Below are 17,248 nucleotides of genomic sequence, written 5' to 3' on the forward strand. Positions count from 1 at the left end.
GTCAGTCGGCCGCGAGGCGGTAGCCGACACCGCGCACCGTCTCGATCCAACGCGGTGTCGTGCTCGAGTCGCCGATCTTGCGGCGCAGGTTGGCCATGTGGACCTCGACGGCGCGCTTGTCGGCGTCGTTGACGTAGTACGTCGTGACGTACCCCTCGCCGCGCAGAGTCAGCACGAGGTCGGCCTTGGAGCGCACTCGTCGGCCCGACGCCAGCAGGGCGGCCAGGAGGTCGAACTCGCTGCGGGTGAGGTCGACCATGGAGCCGTCGACCGTCGCGACCCGCGTCGCCCGGTCGACCGCCAGGCCCTTCCAGTCCAGGACCTCGTGGCCCGCACCCTCACCGGGCGGGCTGATGCCCGCCGTGCCGGGGCCCGGGTCCGCGGCGACGGGCTGTCCGGACGGCGCGTGCTGCGGCCAGGACGGCGGGGCCGTGGGCGTCGGCGCGACGGGGGTCGGCGCGATCACCTCCGGCGGTGCCGCGGGCTGCTGGACCGGGGTCGGCTGCACGGTCGCGGGCGCCGGGGTCGGGGCGACCGGTGGGGTCGCCGGCTCCGGGGCGGCCTGTGGTTGCGCCGCCGGGGCGGCGGGAGCCGTGGGCTCGGCCCCGACCGTGCGGGGGCGACGCAGGAGCGAGTCCACCCGGGCGCGCAGCTCCCGGGGTCGGAACGGCTTGACGAGGTAGTCGTCGGCGCCGGAGTCGAGGCCCTGGATGATGTCGATCTCGTCGGTCTGGCCCGTCAGCATGATGATGTACGTGCTGCTGAACTCCCGGAGCCGCTTGGCCACCGCGAAACCGTCCATGCCCGGCATCTGGACGTCGAGGGTCGTCAGCACCGGCTCGTGGACCCGCACCGCCTCGATGCCGTCCTCGCCGTTGCTGGTCAGGATCGGCGAGAACCCGCTCTGCACGAGGATCGTGCGGAGCAGGTTACGAATGTCCGCATCGTCCTCGATCACGACGGCGATGCGCTGATCCGTCGATGAATCCATGGTGGGCACGGTAGCGGCAGCCGGGGTCAGACCAGCACGGGTCGCGCCCGGCTGTGGCGGTGGTCACAGTCCGCCAGCAAGCTCCACGGCCTGGTCGAGCCAGAATCGGCCGGCCTCCGGACCCCCGTGGCAGCGCCCGTCGCTCTCCCCCGGCGGCTTGATCCACAGCCGCGCGTCCAGCGCCGACCCGTCGTCGACCGCGGCCGGCCGCGAGCCGAGGACGCGCCCCGGCGGGTTGCACCAGTCGTCGGTCGCGCCGGCTCCGTTGCGTCCGGAGTCGACCACGTACCGCGCGTCCGGCAGCTCCTCCCGGATACGCTCGGCGTAGTCCAGCTCGTCGGCGTCGCTCTGGTAGTTCGCCACGTTGACGCTGAACCCGCGCACGTCCTCGACCCCGGCTCGGCGCAACCGCTCGGCCATGTCCTTCGCCGGCACCCAGGCCGAGTGCCCGGCGTCGAGGTAGACCGTCGCCCGGTCGCGCAGGAGGTTGGCGGAGTCGCGCAGCAGCATGTAGCGCTCGTCCGGGTCGCCGCACTCCTCCACGGTGGCGAGCGCGTCGGGCTCGAGCACGACCGCGACCCTGCCCTCGAGGGCGTCGTGGATCTGGCGCAGCCAGGCACCGTACTGCGCGGGCTCCAGTCCGCCGGCGGACTCTCCCCCGACGCAGTCCCGGTCGGGGATCCCGTAGACGACGAAGACCACGACGCGGTCGTCCGCCTCGTCCAGCACGTCCTCGACGAAGGCGCCCACCGCGCCCGTGCCGTGCGCCTCCGGGGTCAGCCAGACGGCGGTCGGCACCGCAGCGAGGTCGGCGAGCGCCTCGGCGTCCGCGCCGTCGACCCCCGCGGCAGCGGCCGCGGCACCGGAACCCGACCAGACGAACAGGTCGCGGCCGGCGAACGGGTTGTCGTCCTGCGGCGTCCCACGGGTCGCCAGGACTACCACCGCGACGAGGACGAGCGAGATCACCACCGCCACGACGAGCCCGCGGCGACCGAGGGCGCGCACGCGGGCCACGGCGAGGTCAGTCCTTGAAGAGGCTCGTGACCGAGCCGTCCTCGAAGACCGCGGCGACGGCCTGGGCCAGCAGCGGGGCGATCGAGAGGACCGTGAGCTTGTCGAACGTCTGCTCCGGGCTCAGGGGCAGCGTGTTCGTGACGATGACCTCCGACGCGACCGAGTCGCGGAGCCGCTGGACGGCCGGGCCCGAGAACACCGGGTGGGTCGCGAGGATGACGACCCCGGCAGCACCGTCGGCCATCAGGGCCTCGGCGGCCTGCACGATCGTGCCGCCGGTGTCGATCAGGTCGTCGACCAGGATGCACGTGCGGCCGGCGACCTCACCGACGACGCGGTTGGCCTTGCTCTCGTTGGGTCGGGTCACGTCGCGGGTCTTGTGGATGAACGCCAGCGGCGCGCCGCCGAGGGCGTTGGCCCACGACTCGGCGACCTTGATGCGGCCCGCGTCGGGCGAGACCACTGCGAAGGAGTGGTCGGCGTACTTCTCGCGGACGTACCGGGTCAGGATCGGCATCGCCAGCAGGTGGTCGACGGGGCCGTCGAAGAAGCCCTGGATCTGCGCGGTGTGCAGGTCGACCGTCATGAGCCGGTCGGCGCCGGCCGCGAGGAACAGGTCGGCCATGAGGCGGGCCGAGATCGGCTCGCGACCCAGGTGCTTCTTGTCCTGACGGGCGTAGCCGTAGAACGGCAGGACGACCGTGATGCGCTTGGCCGAGGCGCGCTTGAGCGCGTCGATCATGATGAGCTGCTCCATGATCGCCTGGTTGATCGGGGCCGCGTGGCTCTGGATCACGAAGGCGTCGCAGCCGCGCACCGACTCGTCGAAGCGGACGTAGATCTCGCCGTTGGCGAAGTCGTAGGCCGTCGTGGGCACGAGGTCGACGCCGAGGAGCTCGGCCACCTCCTGCGCCAGCACGGGGTGGGTGCGCCCCGAGAACAGCATGAGGTTCTTGGTGGTCGTCCGCTTGCTGGACGAGCGACCCGTCGTGGTCTCGGTGGTCACGCGTGGTTCTCCCGTGCTCGACGTGCGGCCTCGGCGGACGAGGTGCCGGGTCGCTTCGCCTCGACCCACCCGTCGATCATCCTCTGTCGCCCCTCACCGATCGCGAGCGCCCCCGACGGGACGTCGTCGCGGACCGTGGTACCGGCGGCGGTGTAGGCGCCGTCGCCGATCGTGACGGGAGCGACGAAGACGTTGTCGGACCCGGTGCGCGCGTGCTTGCCGACGGTGGTGCGGTGCTTGTGCTGGCCGTCGTAGTTGGCCGTGATGGTGCCGGCGCCGATGTTGGAGCCCTCCCCGATCTCGGCGTCGCCGACGTAGCTGAGGTGCGGGACCTTGGCGCCGGGACCGATGTGGGCGTTCTTGGTCTCGACGAACGTGCCGATCTTGCCGCCGGCGTCGAGCAGCGTGCCCGGGCGCAGGTAGGCGAACGGGCCGACCGTGGCGTCCGGCCCGACGACGGCGTCCGAGCCGTGGGTGCGCACGACCGTGGCCCGCTCCCCCACCTCGACGTTGCGCAGCGTGGTGTCGGGGCCGATCGTGGCGCCGGTCGCGACGACCGTGGCGCCGAGGAGCTGGGTGCCGGGCAGGAGGGTCACGTCGGGGGCGAGCTCGACGGCCGAGTCGATCCACGTCGTGACCGGGTCGACCACCGTGACGCCCTGGCGCATCCAGTGCTCGACGAGCCGCTCGTTGAGCTTGCGGCCCAGCTGGGCCAGCTGGACCCGGTCGTTCACGCCCTCGGTCTGCCAGACGTCCTCCAGCACGTGGGCGCCGACCGGCAGGCCCTCGCCGACCGCGTGGGCGACGATGTCGGTCAGGTACAGCTCGCCCTGGTCGTTGTCGTCGCGCAGGGCGGCGACCGCGCGGAGCAGGAAGTCGGCGTCGACCGCGAGGACGCCACTGTTGATCTCGGGGATCAGGCGCTCGACGTCGGTCGCGTCGCGGTGCTCGCGGATGGCCAGGACGCGGCCCGCCGCGTCGCGCACGATGCGGCCGTAGCCGCCGGGGTCGGCGGAGATCGAGCTGAGGATCGTGACGGCCCGCGCGTCGCCCTCGTGCTCGGCGATCAGGCCGACCAGCGTCTCGGTCGTCAGCAGGGGGACGTCGCCGTACGTCACGACGACGGTGCCGGTGGGTGCCTCGGCCAGGGCGTCGAGGGCGACCTTGACGGCGTGCCCCGTGCCGCGCTGCTGCTCCTGCACGACCTGGAGGACGTCGGGCGCGAGGCCCGCGACGACCTCCGCGACCTGCTCGCGGCCGTGACCGATCACGGCGACGGTGCGGTGCGCCCCGAGGCCTGCGACGGCGGCCAGCGCGTGGCCGACGAGCGGGAGCCCGCCGATCTCGTGCAGGACCTTGGGGCGCTCGGAGCGCATGCGGGTGCCGGCACCGGCAGCGAGGACGATGGCGGTGACGTGGGCAGACTCGTGGGCTGACACGTCCGCCAGTGTAGGGACGGACGCCGACGAGGGCCCACGGGCGGCGGCACGCTCGGGGTGCTGAGGCGGGCTGCGCCACCTAGGCTCACGGCATGTCGTCCTCGCTCACGGTCCTGGTCACCGGGGCCACCGGATTCATCGGCCGCCGTCTCGTCCCCGAGCTCGTGGAGCGTGGTCACGACGTCCGCGCCATGACCCGCCGTCCCGAGGAGTACGACGGCGAGGGCACACCGGTCGGCGCCGACGTCGAGGACTCGGAGTCGCTCGCCACGGCGCTCGACGGCGTCGACGTCGCGATCTACCTCGTGCACTCGCTCGACCAGGAGGACTTCGAGCGCACCGACGCCGAGGCTGCGTCGCGCTTCGGCACGATCGCCGCCGAGGCCGGTGTGCGCCAGATCGTCTACCTCGGCGGGCTCGGGGCCGACGACGACGACCTCTCCGCGCACCTGCGTTCGCGCCGCGAGGTCGAGGGGCTGCTGGGCAGCGGTGGGGTGCCCGTCACGGTGCTGCGGGCCGCGATCGTCGTGGGCCACGGTGGCATCTCGTGGGAGCTGACCCGCCAGCTCGTGAAGAACCTGCCCGCCATGGTCGTGCCGAAGTGGACCGCGACGATGACGCAGCCGGTCGCGGTCGACGACGTCATCCGGTACCTGGCGGGCGTGATCGACCACCCCGACGCGATCGGCCAGACGTTCGAGATCGGCGGGCCCGACGCGATGACCTACCGCGACATGCTGCAGGGCGCGGCCGAGCAGATGCAGGGCCACCGCGTCCCGATCGTCACGGTCCCGGTGCTCACCCCCAAGCTCTCGTCGCAGTGGCTCGCGTTCGTGACCGACGTCGACGCCACGACCGGCCGCAACCTGATCGACTCGATGGGCGTCGAGGTCGTCGTCACCGAGCAGCGCATCCGCGAGGTCGTCCCGGGCGAGCCGCTGACGTACGAGGAAGCCGTCCGGCGGGCCCTCGCCGAGCGCGCCGCCGAGGCCTGATCCCGCCCCCTCCGCGGGTTCCCACGAGACCGTCGGAATCCCGCGTCGAGCGCACGAAGCTTCGTGCGCTCGACGCGGGATTCCTGGGTTCACCCAGGAATCCGCACGTCAGCGGAACAGCAGCGGGAGCACGAACAGCATCGAGAGCGACCACGTGCAGTGCGTCAGGATCGGCGCGAGCACGCCACCGGAGGCCCGTCGCTGCAGACCGACGACGGCGCCGAGCAGGATGCCGGCGAACGCGAGCATCACGTTGCCCGTGGCCAGCGTCGCGACGACGTACGCGACCGTGGTCCACGCGACGGGGTTCCGCGGCACGGCGGCGTAGGCGGCACCGCGCCAGAAGACCTCCTCCGCGACGCCGTTGACCGCCGTGATCAGCACCAGCAGCACGATCGATCCCTGGTTCGCGATGTCGACGACCGAGCGCACCTGCTCGTCGAGCCACGGGATCTCGCGCACGACCAGCCCGCCGACCACGAACAGCGCGACGAGTGCCAGACCCAGCACGATCGGCTCGACGACCGGCCTCACGGACCGCTCGGCGGCGGGATCGCGGACGATCCGGCCGAGGTGGAGGCGTCCGGAGGCGAAGGCACCGGCGGTCCAGACCGCGGCGAGCGCCAGGGTCGCGGGGTAGAACCACGAGCTGCCCGGCTCGATCCGCAGCGAGATCCCCAGCAGCACGGCGCCGAGGACGATCGTGACGACGACGACGACCTGCCGGCGCCGCAGCCCGGCCGGCGTGTCCTGCTGGTCGCGGGGCACGACGTCCCACACCGACCTGCGGACCCAGCGCATCGACCACTCCTGTTCGTCCGGCTCCACCGTCGCCTCGAATCTACGGGGGAAGCCGCATCGACGCACGGCCACTAGATTCCAGCCATGACCGTGACCCGCTCGATCGTGCTGTTCGTCGTCGCCGCGCTGTTCGAGATCGGCGGCGCCTGGCTGGTGTGGCAGGGCGTGCGCGAGAACAAGGGGCTGCTCTGGGTCGGCGGCGGCGTGATCGCGCTCGGCATCTACGGCTTCGTGGCCACCCTCCAGCCGGACGCGAACTTCGGCCGCATCCTCGCGGCGTACGGCGGGGTCTTCGTCGCCGGGTCGCTCGCCTGGGGCATGGCCGTCGACGGCTTCCGGCCCGACCGCTGGGACCTGATCGGCGCCGCCGTCTGCCTCGTCGGCGTCGCCGTCATCATGTACGCCCCCCGCGACGCCTGACCCCGCAAGATGTGGTCACTCCGGTCACGCTTTCGCACCGATCTCGTGACCGAACTGACCACATCTTGCGGCAGCGACGGGTGGCGGTGCGCCCCGGACGGGGTGACGATGGAGCCATGACCAACCCGATCGACCCGACCAGCGACGCCGCGACGCAGGACGCCGTCCGCGCGCTGGAGAAGGCGCTGGAGGACCCGGAGATCGCCGAGGCCGTCCGCGGCGTCCGCGAGCACCTGGGTTCCTTCACCTTCGACCCCGTGGGCACCCTCGACGAGAACTGACCCCCGCCACCTGGCCCGCGAGGGGCGGGAACTCACTCCGCGAGGGGCGGGAATCCACTCGCCGAGGGGCGGGAATCCACTCGCGAGCGGTCGTTCGTGGAAGTGGCTCCCCGGGCAGGAGTCGAACCTGCGTCGCTTGTCCTGATTCAAAGTCAGGCGGGCCCTGCCGGCAGACCAACCGGGGATCGTGCGGGAATCAGGCTACCGGTCCGAGCGGGTCGCCACCGCGAACGTGCGCGCGAACGGCAGGACCGTGCCCCACGAGCGCTGCGGGTAGGCGTCGCGCAGCTCGGCCTGGTACTCCGCGACGAACTGCTCGCGCAGGCCCTCCGGCAGCGCCTGCACGTACGGTCGCGCGCCCGTTCCCGAGACCCAGCCCCACACGGCGTCGTCGCCCTGGAGGACGTGGAGGTACTGCGTGGTCCACGCGTCCGCCTGCCAGCCGAGTCCGGCGAACAGCTCCAGGTAGGAGGCGGCGTCGGTCCGCGAGAAGCGACGGACGCCTCTGGCGTGCTCCGCGAACGCCGGGCGCGCGGCCACCTCGCGCATCAGGGCGTGGCTCGGCGCGTCCTGGTTGTCGGGCACCTGCACCGCGAGCGCCCCGCCTTCCTGCACCGACTCGAGCAGCCGGGTGATGACGTCGAACGCCTCGGGGACCCACTGGAACATCGCGTTCGACACGATCACGTCGTACGGCCCGTCCGGTTCGAACGTCACGACGTCGGCCACCTCGTAGTGCCCGTCCGGGTCGACCTGGCGGGCGCGGTCGATCATCTCGGGCGACGAGTCCACGCCCGTGATCTCGGTTCCGAGCCAGCGGTCGCGCAGGACCGCGGTCAGGTTGCCCGCCCCGCACCCCAGGTCGAGCACGCGGGCCGGGGCCGTGACCGGAACCCGAGCGAGCAGCTCCACGAACGGGCGACCCCGCTCGTCGGCGTGACGGAGGTACAGGTCCGGGTCCCAGCGGGTCATGAGTCCACTGTCCCCCGAGCCGCCTCGAGCTGCGCCGCGAGGCCCATGAGTCGGACGTCGTCGCCGCGCCGCGCGACCAGCTGCACCGCGAGCGGCAACCGGTCCTGCGCCAGGCCCGCTGGCAGCGAGACGGCCGGCACGCCGGCGTGGTTCCACTGCACGGTGTAGGGGTAGAACGCGTTCATCGCCAGGACCAGGCCGAGCGCGCCCTTGCCCTCCCAGCGGCCGACCGGCAGCGCCGTCGAGCTCATGACCGGCGACAGGATGACGTCGACGCCGAGCTTGTCGTGCACCGCGCTCCCGAACTTCTCGCCGGCCCGCTGTGCCCACGCGATCGACCGACGTCCGAACGGCGCCCCGAGCCGGACGATCGCGCGCGTGCGCTTCTCGAGCAGCGACGCGTCGTCGACCCCGGCCGCCGCCGCCCGGATCCCACCGAGGTAGCGGACGGTCGAGGCCTTGGCGTCCAGGCCGTACGGCACGTCGACCTCGACGACCGTGTGGCCCGCGGCCCGCAGCAGCGCCGCGGTGCGCTCGAGCGCCGCGTCGACCTCGGGGTCGAGGTCCTCGGCGGAGGTGGCCGCAGCAGCGCTGCGGGTCAGGCCGATCCGCAGCGCACCCGGCGCCCCCGTGATGGCGGCCTCGGTCAACGACCCGTCGAACGTGCCGACGGCGTCGAGGTAGAGCGCCGTGTCGGCCACGGTCGGCGTCACGCAGCCCTGCGTCGAGAGTCCGCACCAGCCGCCGGAGCCGGGCACCGTGCCGTTGGTCGGCTTGAACCCGACCAGACCGCAGCTCGCGGCCGGGATGCGGATGGAGCCGGCGCCGTCGGAGGCCGTCGCGATCCCCACGGCGCCCGCAGCGACGAGTGCCGCCGACCCGCCCGAGGAGCCGCCGCTGGTGCGGCCGCGGTCGATCGGGTTACGGGTGACCCCGGTGAGTGCCGGCTCGGTGAAGCCCACGATGGCCAGCTCGGGCAGCGTCGTCGTCGCGACCGGCACGGCACCCGCGCGGCGCAGGGCCGCGACGAGGTCGCCGTCCGCGGGCGCGGCGTGCGTGACGCTCCGGCTACCGAGCGTCGTGATGTGCCCGGCGACGTCGAGGTCGTTCTTCAGCGCGATCGGGACGCCGGTCAGCGGACCCGCCGAGCCGTCGGCCCGTCGCCGGTCGGCCTCGTCGGCGGACGCCAAGGCCTCGGCCTCGAGCACCTCCACGACGGCGTTGATCCGCGGGTTCTCGCGGGCGATCGCCGCGAGCGTCGCCTCGGTCAGCTCGCGCGAGCTGATCTCCCTGGAGGCGAGCAGGTCGGACTGGTGGGCCGCACCGGCGGCGACGACGTGGTCGAGGGACATGTCGCCACGGTAGGGCGGCAGGGCCTCGCGCGTCCCGACATGTCGTCACTCACAGCCGATCAAGAATCTCGACATCAAGAATCTTGAGGAGTAGCGTGACGGCATGTCCGCCGAACCCGACGAGGTCGACGCGATCGTCGAGGCCTGGCTCCGCGAGCGTCCCGACCTCGACGTCACCCCGATGCAGGTCCTGAGCCGTGTCTCGCGCCTTGCGCGTCACGTCGACAGCGTCCGCAAGGAGGCCTTCGCGGCGCACGGCCTGGAGTCGTGGGAGTTCGACGTCCTGGCCGCCCTGCGTCGCTCGGGCGAGCCCTACGCGCTCTCCCCCGGCCGCCTCGTCGCCCAGACCCACGTCACGAGCGGCACCATGACGAACCGCGTCGACCGGCTCGCGGCCCGCGGCCTGGTCGAGCGTCAGCCCGACCCGGGCGACCGTCGCGGCGTGCTCGTGCGTCTGACCGGCGCCGGTCGCGAGCAGGTCGACGGCGCGATCGCCGAGCTCATGCGCAGCGAGGCCGGTCTGCTGGAGGACCTGTCCCCCGCCGAGGCCGAGGCCCTGGCCACGGCGCTGCGCACCCTGATGCGCCCGTTCCACACCGCCTGACGACACCGCGTCTCAGCCGAGGGACTCCGAGATCTCGAGCCAGCGGTCCTCGAGCTCGGCCAGACGGGTCGCGACCTCGGCGTGCTCGGTCGCGAGCTCGGTGAGGCGCGGGCCGTCGGAGGCGTGATCGGCCATCAGGCCCTCGAGCTCCTTGGTGCGCTGGTCGGACTGCTTGATCCAGCGCTCGACCCGCGTGAGCTCCTTGCGCAGCTCGCGGTCCTGCTGGGCGTCGCGGGCCGGGGCCGAGGCGGTGCCGCCCGCCGTGTCGGGGCGGGTCGAGGACGCGACCGCCGCTCCCCCGCCCTTCGCGAGCGTGAGGTACTGGTCGACGCCTCCCGGAAGGTGCCGCAGGTGGCCGTCGACGACCGCGAACTGGTGGTCGGTGACGCGCTCGAGCAGGTACCGGTCGTGCGAGACGACCAGCAGCGTGCCCGGCCAGGTGTCGAGCAAGTCCTCCACGGCCGCGAGCATGTCGGTGTCGAGGTCGTTGGTCGGCTCGTCGAGGATCAGCACGTTCGGCTCTTCGAGCAGCACGAGCAGGAGCTGCAGACGGCGTCGCTGCCCGCCTGAGAGGTCCTTGACCGGCGTCGAGAGCTGTCCGGTGCGGAAGCCGAGCTGCTCCAGCAGCTGGGTGGGCGTCTGCTCCTTGCCGCCCGCGAGGACCGTGGTGCGCTGCCGCGAGATGACGTCGGTGACACGGTCGTTCGCCACCGCGTCGAGCTCGCTGAGCGACTGCGTCAGCGTGGCGATCTTGACCGTCTTGCCGCGCTTGACCTTGCCCGCCGACGGCGTGACCTCGCCCGTCACGAGCCCGAGGAGCGTGGACTTGCCCGCGCCGTTGCGGCCCAGGATGCCCGCGCGCTCGCCGGGCCCGATCCGCCACTCGACGCGGTCGAGCACCTGCGTGTCGCCGTACGACACCGAGACGTCGAGGATGTCGACGACGTCGCGGCCGAGTCGCGACGTCGCCATCTTCTTGAGCTCGACGGTGTCGCGCGGCGGCGGCTCGTTCGAGATCAGCTCGGTCGCGGCGTCGATGCGGAACTTCGGCTTCGACGTGCGGGCCGGGGCGCCACGACGGAGCCACGCGAGCTCCTTGCGCATGAGGTTCTGGCGGCGCCCCTCGATCACGGCGGCCTGACGGTCGCGCTCGACACGCTGCAGCACGTAGGCGGCGTACCCGCCCTCGAACGCCTCGACGATCGCGTCGTGCACCTCCCAGGTGGTCGTGCAGACCGCGTCGAGGAACCACCGGTCGTGCGTCACGACCGCGAGGGCCTTGTCGCGCACGGCCCAGCCGTTGAGGTGTCGCGCCAGCCAGTCGATGCCCTCGACGTCGAGGTGGTTGGTGGGCTCGTCGAGGAACAGCACGTCCCACTCGCCGGCCAGCAGCGAGGCCAGCGCGGTGCGGCGCCGCTGCCCACCGCTGAGCGAGCCGATGGGGGCGTCCCACGCCAGGTCGGCGAGCAGCCCGCCCACGATGTCGCGGATGCGGGCGTCGCCGGCCCACTCGTGGTCGGGACGGTCGCCCACGACCACCGCGCCGACGGTCGCGTCGTCGTCGAGCACGTCGGCCTGGTCGAGGAACCCGACCCGCAGGTCGCGCCGCCAGGTCACCCGGCCCGCATCGAGGGTACGACGGCGCGCCAGCGCGCCCATCAGCGTCGACTTGCCGTCGCCGTTGCGCCCGACGACGCCGATCTTGTCGCCCTCGCCCAGGCCGATCGTCACCCCGTCCAGCACGCGCTTGGCGGGGACGTCGATGACGACACCCTCGCCCACGATGAGCGGGTTCACGCGATGATGCGGGCGCCAGGCGCCGGGCCGTGGGTGTGGATGACGTCGGCGCAGCCGGGCGCCGACCAGAGCTCGGTCGTGAGCACCTGGGCGTCGGCGTCGTCCTCCAGCAGGAAGACGCAGGTCGGGCCGGAGCCGGAGACGATCCCGGCGAGCGCCCCGGCGTCGACCCCGATCTGCAGCACGCGATCGAGCTCGGGCCGCAACGAGAGGGCCGCCACCTCGAGGTCGTTCGAGAGGTGCTCACCGAGGCGCTCGGCGTCGTGACCGCGCAGGGCCGCCATGAGCTCCGGAGCGATCCGCGGCGACTGCGGATCGGGCTCGAGCCGGTCGAACTCGGCGTAGACCTGGGGGGTCGAGAGACCCTCACGCGCCACGACGACCAGGAAGCCGTAACGGCCGCGGGACAGCACGGGCGAGATCTGCTCGCCGCGTCCGGTGCCGATGCCGACGCCTCCGTGCAGCAGGAACGGCACGTCGCTGCCGAGGTCGGCCCCGATCTCGGCCAGCTCCTCGCGGCTCCATCCGAGCCCCAGCTCCGCGTTCGCGCCGACCAGGGCTGCGGCGGCGTCCGCGGACCCGCCGGCCATGCCGCCGGCGACCGGGATGACCTTGCGGATCACGAGGTCGACGCCCGTCGAGACGCCGGCCGCGGTGCGCAGCCGCTCGACCGCGCGCACGGCCAGGTTGTCGGCGTCGAGCGGGACGTCGACCGACTCCTCGCGGTCGTCGGCGTCGACGTGCACCGCGACCGTGATCCGGTCGTCGTCCCGCAGGGACACCCGCACCGTGTCGTGGAGGTCGAGCGCCATGTAGACCGTGGCCAGCTCGTGGAAGCCGTCGTCGCGAAGGGGGCCCACCGACAGACCGAGGTTGATCTTGGCGGGCGCCCGCACGGTGGTCGACGTCACCCGACCAACCTAGCCGTCATCGCGGAGGGCGCTCGGTCCGGTCGGGCACGGCGGTGTCGAGGGCCGTGAGGTGCTGCGCCACGGCCTGGAACGCGTGGACGTCGAGCTGCTCACCCCGGGTGCGCGGGTCGATGCCCGCGGCCACCAGGGCCGCCTCGGCCTCGACGCCCGAGCCCGCGAGGCCCGACAGGGCCGAGCGGAGGGTCTTGCGGCGCTGCGCGAAGGCGGCGTCGACGACCGCGAAGGTGCGCAGGCGCGCCGTCTCGTCGCCGAGCGGCTCGGCGTGACGACGCCACCCGACGAGTTCGGAGTCGACGTTGGGCACGGGCCAGAACACGCTGCGCCCCACGGTGCCGGCGGCCGACGTGGTGCCGTACCAGGCGGCCTTGACGCTCGGCACCCCGTAGGTGCGCGAGCCTGGGCCCGCGGCCAGGCGGTGGGCCACCTCGGCCTGCACCATGACGAGGGCGCGCTCGATCGTGCCGAAGCGCTGCAGGACGTTGAGCAGCACCGGCACCGACACGTTGTACGGCAGGTTCGCGACGAGCGCGGTGGGCGCATCGCCCGGGAGCTCGCGCACGTGCATCGCGTCGGCCAGCACGACCTCGACGTCGCGGCCCGGGGCGAAGTCGGCCAGCGTGGCCGGCAGGAGGCCTGCGAGGACCTCGTCGATCTCGACCGCGACGACCCGGCGGGCCACCTCGGCGAGCGCGAGCGTCAACGAGCCCAGGCCGGGCCCGATCTCCAGGACGACGTCGTCGGCCTCGACGCCGGCGACCCGCACGATGCGCCGCACCGTGTTGCCGTCGACGACGAAGTTCTGGCCCTTCTGCTTCGTCGGACGCACCTGCGCCCCCTCGGCGAGCCGACGGACGTCGGTCGCGCCGAGGAGGCGCACAGGTGGGAGCGGGGGCTCGAGGTTTATCGCAGCCCCAGCTTCTTCGAGCAGGCGGGCCACTGGCCCCAGCCCGAACGCTGCTGGAGCATCTGGGCGCGCATGGTCTGCTCCTCGGCGGACGCCTCCGACGGCAGGCCGGAGCCGCCGACGGTCTTCCAGGTGCCGGCCGAGAACTGGTACAGGCCGTAGTAGCCGTTGCCGGTGTTGGCGGCCGGGTTGCCACCCGACTCGCACTGCGCCAGCGCGCCCCAGACACCGTCGGGGGCGACACCCGTGGCCACCGGAGCGGCCTTGGTGCCGTGCTTCTCGACCTGGGCGACCGGCTCGGTCGTCACGGTGCGCTCGAGCACGATGCGGTCGCGCACCTGGCCGTCGGCGATGACGACGTCGACCTTCTCGGTCGCCTTGCCCGGCGTGCCGGGGGTGACGACGGTCTTCTCGCCCTCGAGGGCCTCCGGGTCCTCCTGGACCTGGGTCTCGAACGGGACGTCGACCTCCTCGGTGCGCTGCTCCTTCTGGATGCGCACGACCTGCAGCGTCGCGTCCGGCGTGACGTAGGCGTCCTTGCCGAGCGTGACCTCGTCGTCGGCGCCGAGCGTCACCTTCGCCTCGTCCAGGACCTCCTCGACCGTGGGGGCCGTGGTCTGGACCTGCTGGGTCTGCCCGTCGGCGATGACGGTGAGGTTCTTCGGGGTGCTCACGACGACGTCGAGCCCCTTGCGCGGGATCTGCTCGTCGTGGTCGTCGGAGACGTAGTCGTCCTTGGACGGCTCGACACCGTGCTCGTCGAGCAGGTCGCCGACCGTCGGGGCGTACGTGACCTGCTCGGTGCTCGCGCCGTCGATCGTGACGGTCACGGGCTTGGCGTACTCCACCACGACCGGCTGGTCGGAGGAGGGAGCCGCTGCGAGGTCGACGTTGATCTTGTCGGACTCCTTCAGGTCGATGCCCTGGGAGTCGAGCACGTCCTCGACGGTGCTGTCGAAGGTGCGGATGGTCTCGGTCTTGCCGTCGACCGTGAGCTCCACGGTGGTGCTCATCGCGGCGTAGGCCGCGGCGCCTCCGGAGAGGACCAGGAGCACGAAGACGTTCAGGGCGATGACCCAGGGGGTCTTCGCACCTCCGTCCTCGTTCCGGCGAATCTTCGCCAGGAGGTCAGGTCGGTTGATGCGGGGGTGGGGGAACTTCAAGCTGCTTTCCTCGTCTGTTGGCACACGCTTCACGCGCTCGGTCAGCCCGGCCACAGTAGCGAGGACGAGGTCCAGGTCAAACCTGAATGCCCGGATTCACGGTCTTTTCAGGTTCCCCTCACCTGATGACGCGGCCAGGACCCCCCGAAGGCACGGTCGGTGTTCGCCTCGACCTGACGGCACAGGTCAGCCAGGTCGTCACCTCGCGTTTCGGCCATGTTTCGCAGGGTGAACGGGACGAGGAAGGACGCGTTCGGCCGTCCCCGGTGTGGGACAGGAGTGAGAAATGGGGCGTCGGTCTCGACGAGGATGCGATCGGCAGGTGTGACCTTCAACGCATCGCGGAGCTCCGGGGCGTTCGAGAACGTCACGGTGCCCGCGAAGGAGAGGTAGGCGCCGCGCTCCACGCAGGCCTGCGCGAACGCCGCGTCGCCGGAGAAGCAGTGGAAGATCGTGCGCTCCGGCACCCCCTCGTCGTCGAGGATCGCGAGCACGTCGGCGTGGGCGTCGCGGTCGTGGATCACGAGGGCCCGGTCGTGCTTCTTCGCGATGCGGATGTGCTGGCGGAACGAGTGGTGCTGCGCCTCGCGGCCCTCTTCTCCGGTGCGGAAGTAGTCGAGCCCGGTCTCGCCCACGGCCCGCACCACGGGGTCGGCGGCGAGGGCGTCGATCTCGGCGATGGTGGCGTCGAGGTCACCCGTCTCGGCCAGGCGGGGCGCCTCGTTGGGGTGCAGCGCGACGGCCGCGACGATCGCGTCGAACTCCCGGGCGGCCTCGACGGCCCACCGGGAGTCCTCCAGGTCGCAGCCGACCTGGACGATCCGCGGCACCCCCACGGCGGCCGCCCGGTCGAGCGCGTCGGCGACCTCGATCCGCAGGCCGCCCTTGATGCCGACGTCGAGGTGGCAGTGGTTGTCGACCACCGGCGCCGGCAGCGGCTCCGGCGCGTCGGGCCAGGGCCACTCGTCGGGCTGCGCTCCCACCGTCACTCCTCCGTGAGGTCGATGCGCGGGAAGAGGGCCGCCGTCTTGACGATCGGCGTGCCCGCCGCGACCTGGCCCCAGCGCGGGACGTCGGCGATGCGCTGGTCGGCGAGGTCGCCGATCGTCGCGCCGCCGACCGATTCCCACAGCACCGCGGTCGCCTTCGGCATGACGGGGTGGAGCAGCACGGCCAGGGCCCGCAGGCCCTCGACGGTGGTGTTCAGGATCGTGCCGAGACGCTCGCGCTGCGCCTCGTCCTTCGCGACCTGCCACGGCTGCTGGTCGGTGACGTAGCCGTTGAGCGCGTCGACGATGCGCCAGATCGCGGCCACCGCGTCCTGCGGGGCGATCGCCTCGATCGCGGCGTCGGCGTCGGCGGTGGCTGCGGCGACCAGGTCGACGACCGCGCGCTCGGCGTCACCGTGCTCGCCGGCCGGCGGGAGGGCGCCGTCGAAGTACTTGCCGACCATCGCGGCGGCGCGGGAGGCCAGGTTGCCGAGGCCGTTGGCGAGCTCCGCGTGGTACCGCGCGCCGATGTCCTCCCACGAGATCGACCCGTCGTTGCCGAACGTGAGGGCCCGCGAGAAGTAGTAGCGGTAGGCGTCGGAGCCGAACGTGTCGACGATCTGCGTCGGGTGGATGCCGTTCGCCTTGCTCTTGGACATCTTCTGTCCGCCGACCAGGATCCAGCCGTGCGCGAAGACCCGCTTGGGCGCGGGCAGCCCGGCGGCCATCAGCATCGCGGGCCAGATGATCGCGTGGAACCGCACGATGTCCTTACCGACGATGTGGACGTCGGCGGGCCACAGCTCGTCGAACCGCTGCTCGTCGCTGCCGTAGCCGACGGCCGTGGCGTAGTTCAGCAGCGCCTCGACCCACACGTAGAAGATGTGGTCGGCGTCCCACGGCACGGGGATGCCCCAGTCGAACGTCGAGCGCGAGATCGACAGGTCGGTCAGGCCGCGCGACACGAACGCGACGACCTCGTTGCGCGCCGAGGCGGGCTGGATGAAGTCGGGGTTCGCGTCGAAGAAGTCGAGCAGCTGCTGCTGGTAGTCGCTCAGACGGAAGAAGTAGTTCGACTCCGTCACGTGCTCCAGGCGCGAGCCGTCGAGCTTGGAGATCTTGTGGCCCTCGTCGTCGCCCTCGCCGTCGGCGACGTCGTCGTCACCGACGAACTCCTCCGAGCCGACGGAGTACCAGCCGGAGAACTCACCCCGGTAGACGGCGCCGTTGTCGTTGAGCTTCTTCCAGAACGCCTGGACACCGACCTCGTGGCGCTCCTCCGAGGTGCGGATGAAGTCGTCGTTGGCGAGGTCGATCGTCTCGAGCATGGGCTTCCACTCGCGCTCGACCAGGCCGTCGACCCAGTCCTGCGGGGCGACGCCGTTCTCGTCGGCCTTGCGGAGCACCTTCTGCCCGTGCTCGTCGACGCCCGTGAGGTACCAGACGCGCTCGCCGCGCTGCCGGTGCCAGCGGGTCAGGACGTCGCCCATCGTCTGCGTGTAGCCGTGCCCGATGTGGGGCGCGTCGTTGACGTAGAAGATGGGCGTGGTGACGTAGAACGTCCGATCAGCCATGCGGCAATCCT

17 protein-coding genes and 1 tRNA gene are annotated in these 17,248 nt (G+C 72.3%); 4 read left to right on the forward strand and 14 right to left on the reverse strand.

Annotation, left to right across the window (positions count from 1 at the left end):
• Nucleotide 1: 1 nt before the first annotated feature.
• The 4 genes from ABD127_RS09750 to glmU form a co-directional block, all read right to left on the reverse strand.
• The gene (locus ABD127_RS09750) at nucleotides 2–991 is read right to left on the reverse strand and encodes a response regulator transcription factor (RefSeq protein WP_344200588.1); all 990 of its coding nucleotides are present in this window, start codon (nucleotides 989–991) and stop codon (nucleotides 2–4) included.
• 63 nt (nucleotides 992–1,054) lie between these two features.
• Nucleotides 1,055–2,008 carry a glycoside hydrolase family 6 protein gene (locus ABD127_RS09755; RefSeq protein WP_344200590.1) on the reverse strand — a complete coding sequence of 318 codons (954 nt, stop codon included), beginning with the start codon at nucleotides 2,006–2,008 and terminating at the stop codon, nucleotides 1,055–1,057.
• A 7-nt stretch (nucleotides 2,009–2,015) separates the two neighbouring features.
• Complete coding sequence (locus ABD127_RS09760; protein ID WP_344200593.1) at nucleotides 2,016–3,014, reverse strand: ribose-phosphate diphosphokinase; 999 nt, start codon at nucleotides 3,012–3,014, stop codon at nucleotides 2,016–2,018.
• Nucleotides 3,011–4,453 carry a bifunctional UDP-N-acetylglucosamine diphosphorylase/glucosamine-1-phosphate N-acetyltransferase GlmU gene (gene glmU / locus ABD127_RS09765; RefSeq protein WP_344200595.1) on the reverse strand — a complete coding sequence of 481 codons (1,443 nt, stop codon included), beginning with the start codon at nucleotides 4,451–4,453 and terminating at the stop codon, nucleotides 3,011–3,013. The genes ABD127_RS09760 and glmU overlap by 4 nt, the downstream gene beginning before the upstream one ends.
• A 92-nt stretch (nucleotides 4,454–4,545) precedes the next feature.
• Here glmU and ABD127_RS09770 point away from each other — a divergent pair, with 92 nt between their 5' ends.
• Nucleotides 4,546–5,448 (forward strand): NAD(P)H-binding protein, encoded by a 903-nt coding sequence (locus ABD127_RS09770; protein ID WP_344200598.1) that lies wholly within the window; start codon nucleotides 4,546–4,548, stop codon nucleotides 5,446–5,448.
• 108 nt (nucleotides 5,449–5,556) lie between these two features.
• Here the strand turns inward: ABD127_RS09770 and ABD127_RS09775 are convergent, their stop codons facing one another.
• The gene (locus ABD127_RS09775) at nucleotides 5,557–6,249 is read right to left on the reverse strand and encodes a CPBP family intramembrane glutamic endopeptidase (RefSeq protein ID WP_344200601.1); all 693 of its coding nucleotides are present in this window, start codon (nucleotides 6,247–6,249) and stop codon (nucleotides 5,557–5,559) included.
• Nucleotides 6,250–6,333: 84 nt separating this feature from the next.
• Between ABD127_RS09775 and ABD127_RS09780 the strand changes: the two genes are divergently transcribed.
• Both ABD127_RS09780 and ABD127_RS09785 read left to right on the forward strand, forming a co-directional pair.
• The gene (locus tag ABD127_RS09780; protein WP_344200604.1) at nucleotides 6,334–6,669 is read left to right on the forward strand and encodes a YnfA family protein; all 336 of its coding nucleotides are present in this window, start codon (nucleotides 6,334–6,336) and stop codon (nucleotides 6,667–6,669) included.
• Between the two features lie 116 nt (nucleotides 6,670–6,785).
• On the forward strand, nucleotides 6,786–6,950 hold the full coding sequence (locus ABD127_RS09785; RefSeq protein WP_344200607.1) for a hypothetical protein: 165 nt from the start codon (nucleotides 6,786–6,788) through the stop codon (nucleotides 6,948–6,950).
• A gap of 103 nt (nucleotides 6,951–7,053) precedes the next feature.
• Here the strand turns inward: ABD127_RS09785 and ABD127_RS09790 are convergent.
• The 3 genes from ABD127_RS09790 to ABD127_RS09800 form a co-directional block, all read right to left on the reverse strand.
• Nucleotides 7,054–7,135 (reverse strand) — tRNA-Gln (locus tag ABD127_RS09790).
• Nucleotides 7,136–7,151: 16 nt separating this feature from the next.
• Nucleotides 7,152–7,922 carry a methyltransferase domain-containing protein gene (locus ABD127_RS09795; protein ID WP_344200610.1) on the reverse strand — a complete coding sequence of 257 codons (771 nt, stop codon included), beginning with the start codon at nucleotides 7,920–7,922 and terminating at the stop codon, nucleotides 7,152–7,154.
• Entirely contained in the window at nucleotides 7,919–9,274 is a 1,356-nt protein-coding gene (locus ABD127_RS09800) for an amidase (RefSeq protein WP_344200613.1), read from the reverse strand. Before ABD127_RS09800 ends, ABD127_RS09795 begins: the two co-directional genes overlap by 4 nt.
• Before the next feature lie 103 nt (nucleotides 9,275–9,377).
• On the opposite strand from ABD127_RS09800, the gene ABD127_RS09805 reads away from it, so the two are divergent.
• The gene (locus ABD127_RS09805) at nucleotides 9,378–9,878 is read left to right on the forward strand and encodes a MarR family winged helix-turn-helix transcriptional regulator (RefSeq protein WP_344200616.1); all 501 of its coding nucleotides are present in this window, start codon (nucleotides 9,378–9,380) and stop codon (nucleotides 9,876–9,878) included.
• A 12-nt stretch (nucleotides 9,879–9,890) separates the two neighbouring features.
• On the opposite strand, the gene ABD127_RS09810 is transcribed toward ABD127_RS09805, so the two are convergent.
• From ABD127_RS09810 to metG, 6 genes are all read right to left on the reverse strand, one after another.
• Nucleotides 9,891–11,675: an ABC-F family ATP-binding cassette domain-containing protein gene (locus ABD127_RS09810; protein ID WP_344200619.1), complete on the reverse strand. Its 1,785-nt coding sequence runs from the start codon at nucleotides 11,673–11,675 to the stop codon at nucleotides 9,891–9,893.
• On the reverse strand, nucleotides 11,672–12,586 hold the full coding sequence (locus ABD127_RS09815) for a 4-(cytidine 5'-diphospho)-2-C-methyl-D-erythritol kinase (RefSeq protein WP_344200622.1): 915 nt from the start codon (nucleotides 12,584–12,586) through the stop codon (nucleotides 11,672–11,674). Before ABD127_RS09815 ends, ABD127_RS09810 begins: the two co-directional genes overlap by 4 nt.
• 16 nt (nucleotides 12,587–12,602) lie before the next feature.
• Nucleotides 12,603–13,433 (reverse strand): 16S rRNA (adenine(1518)-N(6)/adenine(1519)-N(6))-dimethyltransferase RsmA, encoded by an 831-nt coding sequence (gene rsmA, locus ABD127_RS09820; protein WP_344200625.1) that lies wholly within the window; start codon nucleotides 13,431–13,433, stop codon nucleotides 12,603–12,605.
• Nucleotides 13,434–13,507: 74 nt separating this feature from the next.
• Nucleotides 13,508–14,674, reverse strand: a complete 1,167-nt coding sequence (locus ABD127_RS09825) for a resuscitation-promoting factor (protein WP_344200628.1) — start codon at nucleotides 14,672–14,674, stop codon at nucleotides 13,508–13,510.
• 107 nt (nucleotides 14,675–14,781) lie between these two features.
• A complete protein-coding gene (locus ABD127_RS09830) occupies nucleotides 14,782–15,657 on the reverse strand; it encodes a TatD family hydrolase (RefSeq protein WP_344200631.1) in 876 nt (291 codons plus the stop codon).
• A gap of 2 nt (nucleotides 15,658–15,659) precedes the next feature.
• Nucleotides 15,660–17,237 carry a methionine--tRNA ligase gene (gene metG / locus ABD127_RS09835; protein WP_344200634.1) on the reverse strand — a complete coding sequence of 526 codons (1,578 nt, stop codon included), beginning with the start codon at nucleotides 17,235–17,237 and terminating at the stop codon, nucleotides 15,660–15,662.
• Nucleotides 17,238–17,248 lie beyond the last annotated feature (11 nt).

The organism is Aeromicrobium alkaliterrae, from assembly GCF_039529015.1.
Taxonomy (GTDB): domain Bacteria; phylum Actinomycetota; class Actinomycetes; order Propionibacteriales; family Nocardioidaceae; genus Aeromicrobium; species Aeromicrobium alkaliterrae.

Coding starts and splice junctions, on each gene's coding strand:
- ABD127_RS09750 (WP_344200588.1), bottom strand. CDS start 991: ATGGATTCATCGACGGATCAGCGCATCGCCGTCGTGATCGAGGACGAT.
- ABD127_RS09800 (WP_344200613.1), bottom strand. CDS start 9,274: ATGTCCCTCGACCACGTCGTCGCCGCCGGTGCGGCCCACCAGTCCGAC.
- ABD127_RS09785 (WP_344200607.1), top strand. CDS start 6,786: ATGACCAACCCGATCGACCCGACCAGCGACGCCGCGACGCAGGACGCC.
- ABD127_RS09805 (WP_344200616.1), top strand. CDS start 9,378: ATGTCCGCCGAACCCGACGAGGTCGACGCGATCGTCGAGGCCTGGCTC.
- ABD127_RS09780 (WP_344200604.1), top strand. CDS start 6,334: ATGACCGTGACCCGCTCGATCGTGCTGTTCGTCGTCGCCGCGCTGTTC.
- ABD127_RS09775 (WP_344200601.1), bottom strand. CDS start 6,249: ATGCGCTGGGTCCGCAGGTCGGTGTGGGACGTCGTGCCCCGCGACCAG.
- ABD127_RS09795 (WP_344200610.1), bottom strand. CDS start 7,922: ATGACCCGCTGGGACCCGGACCTGTACCTCCGTCACGCCGACGAGCGG.
- metG (WP_344200634.1), bottom strand. CDS start 17,237: ATGGCTGATCGGACGTTCTACGTCACCACGCCCATCTTCTACGTCAAC.
- ABD127_RS09770 (WP_344200598.1), top strand. CDS start 4,546: ATGTCGTCCTCGCTCACGGTCCTGGTCACCGGGGCCACCGGATTCATC.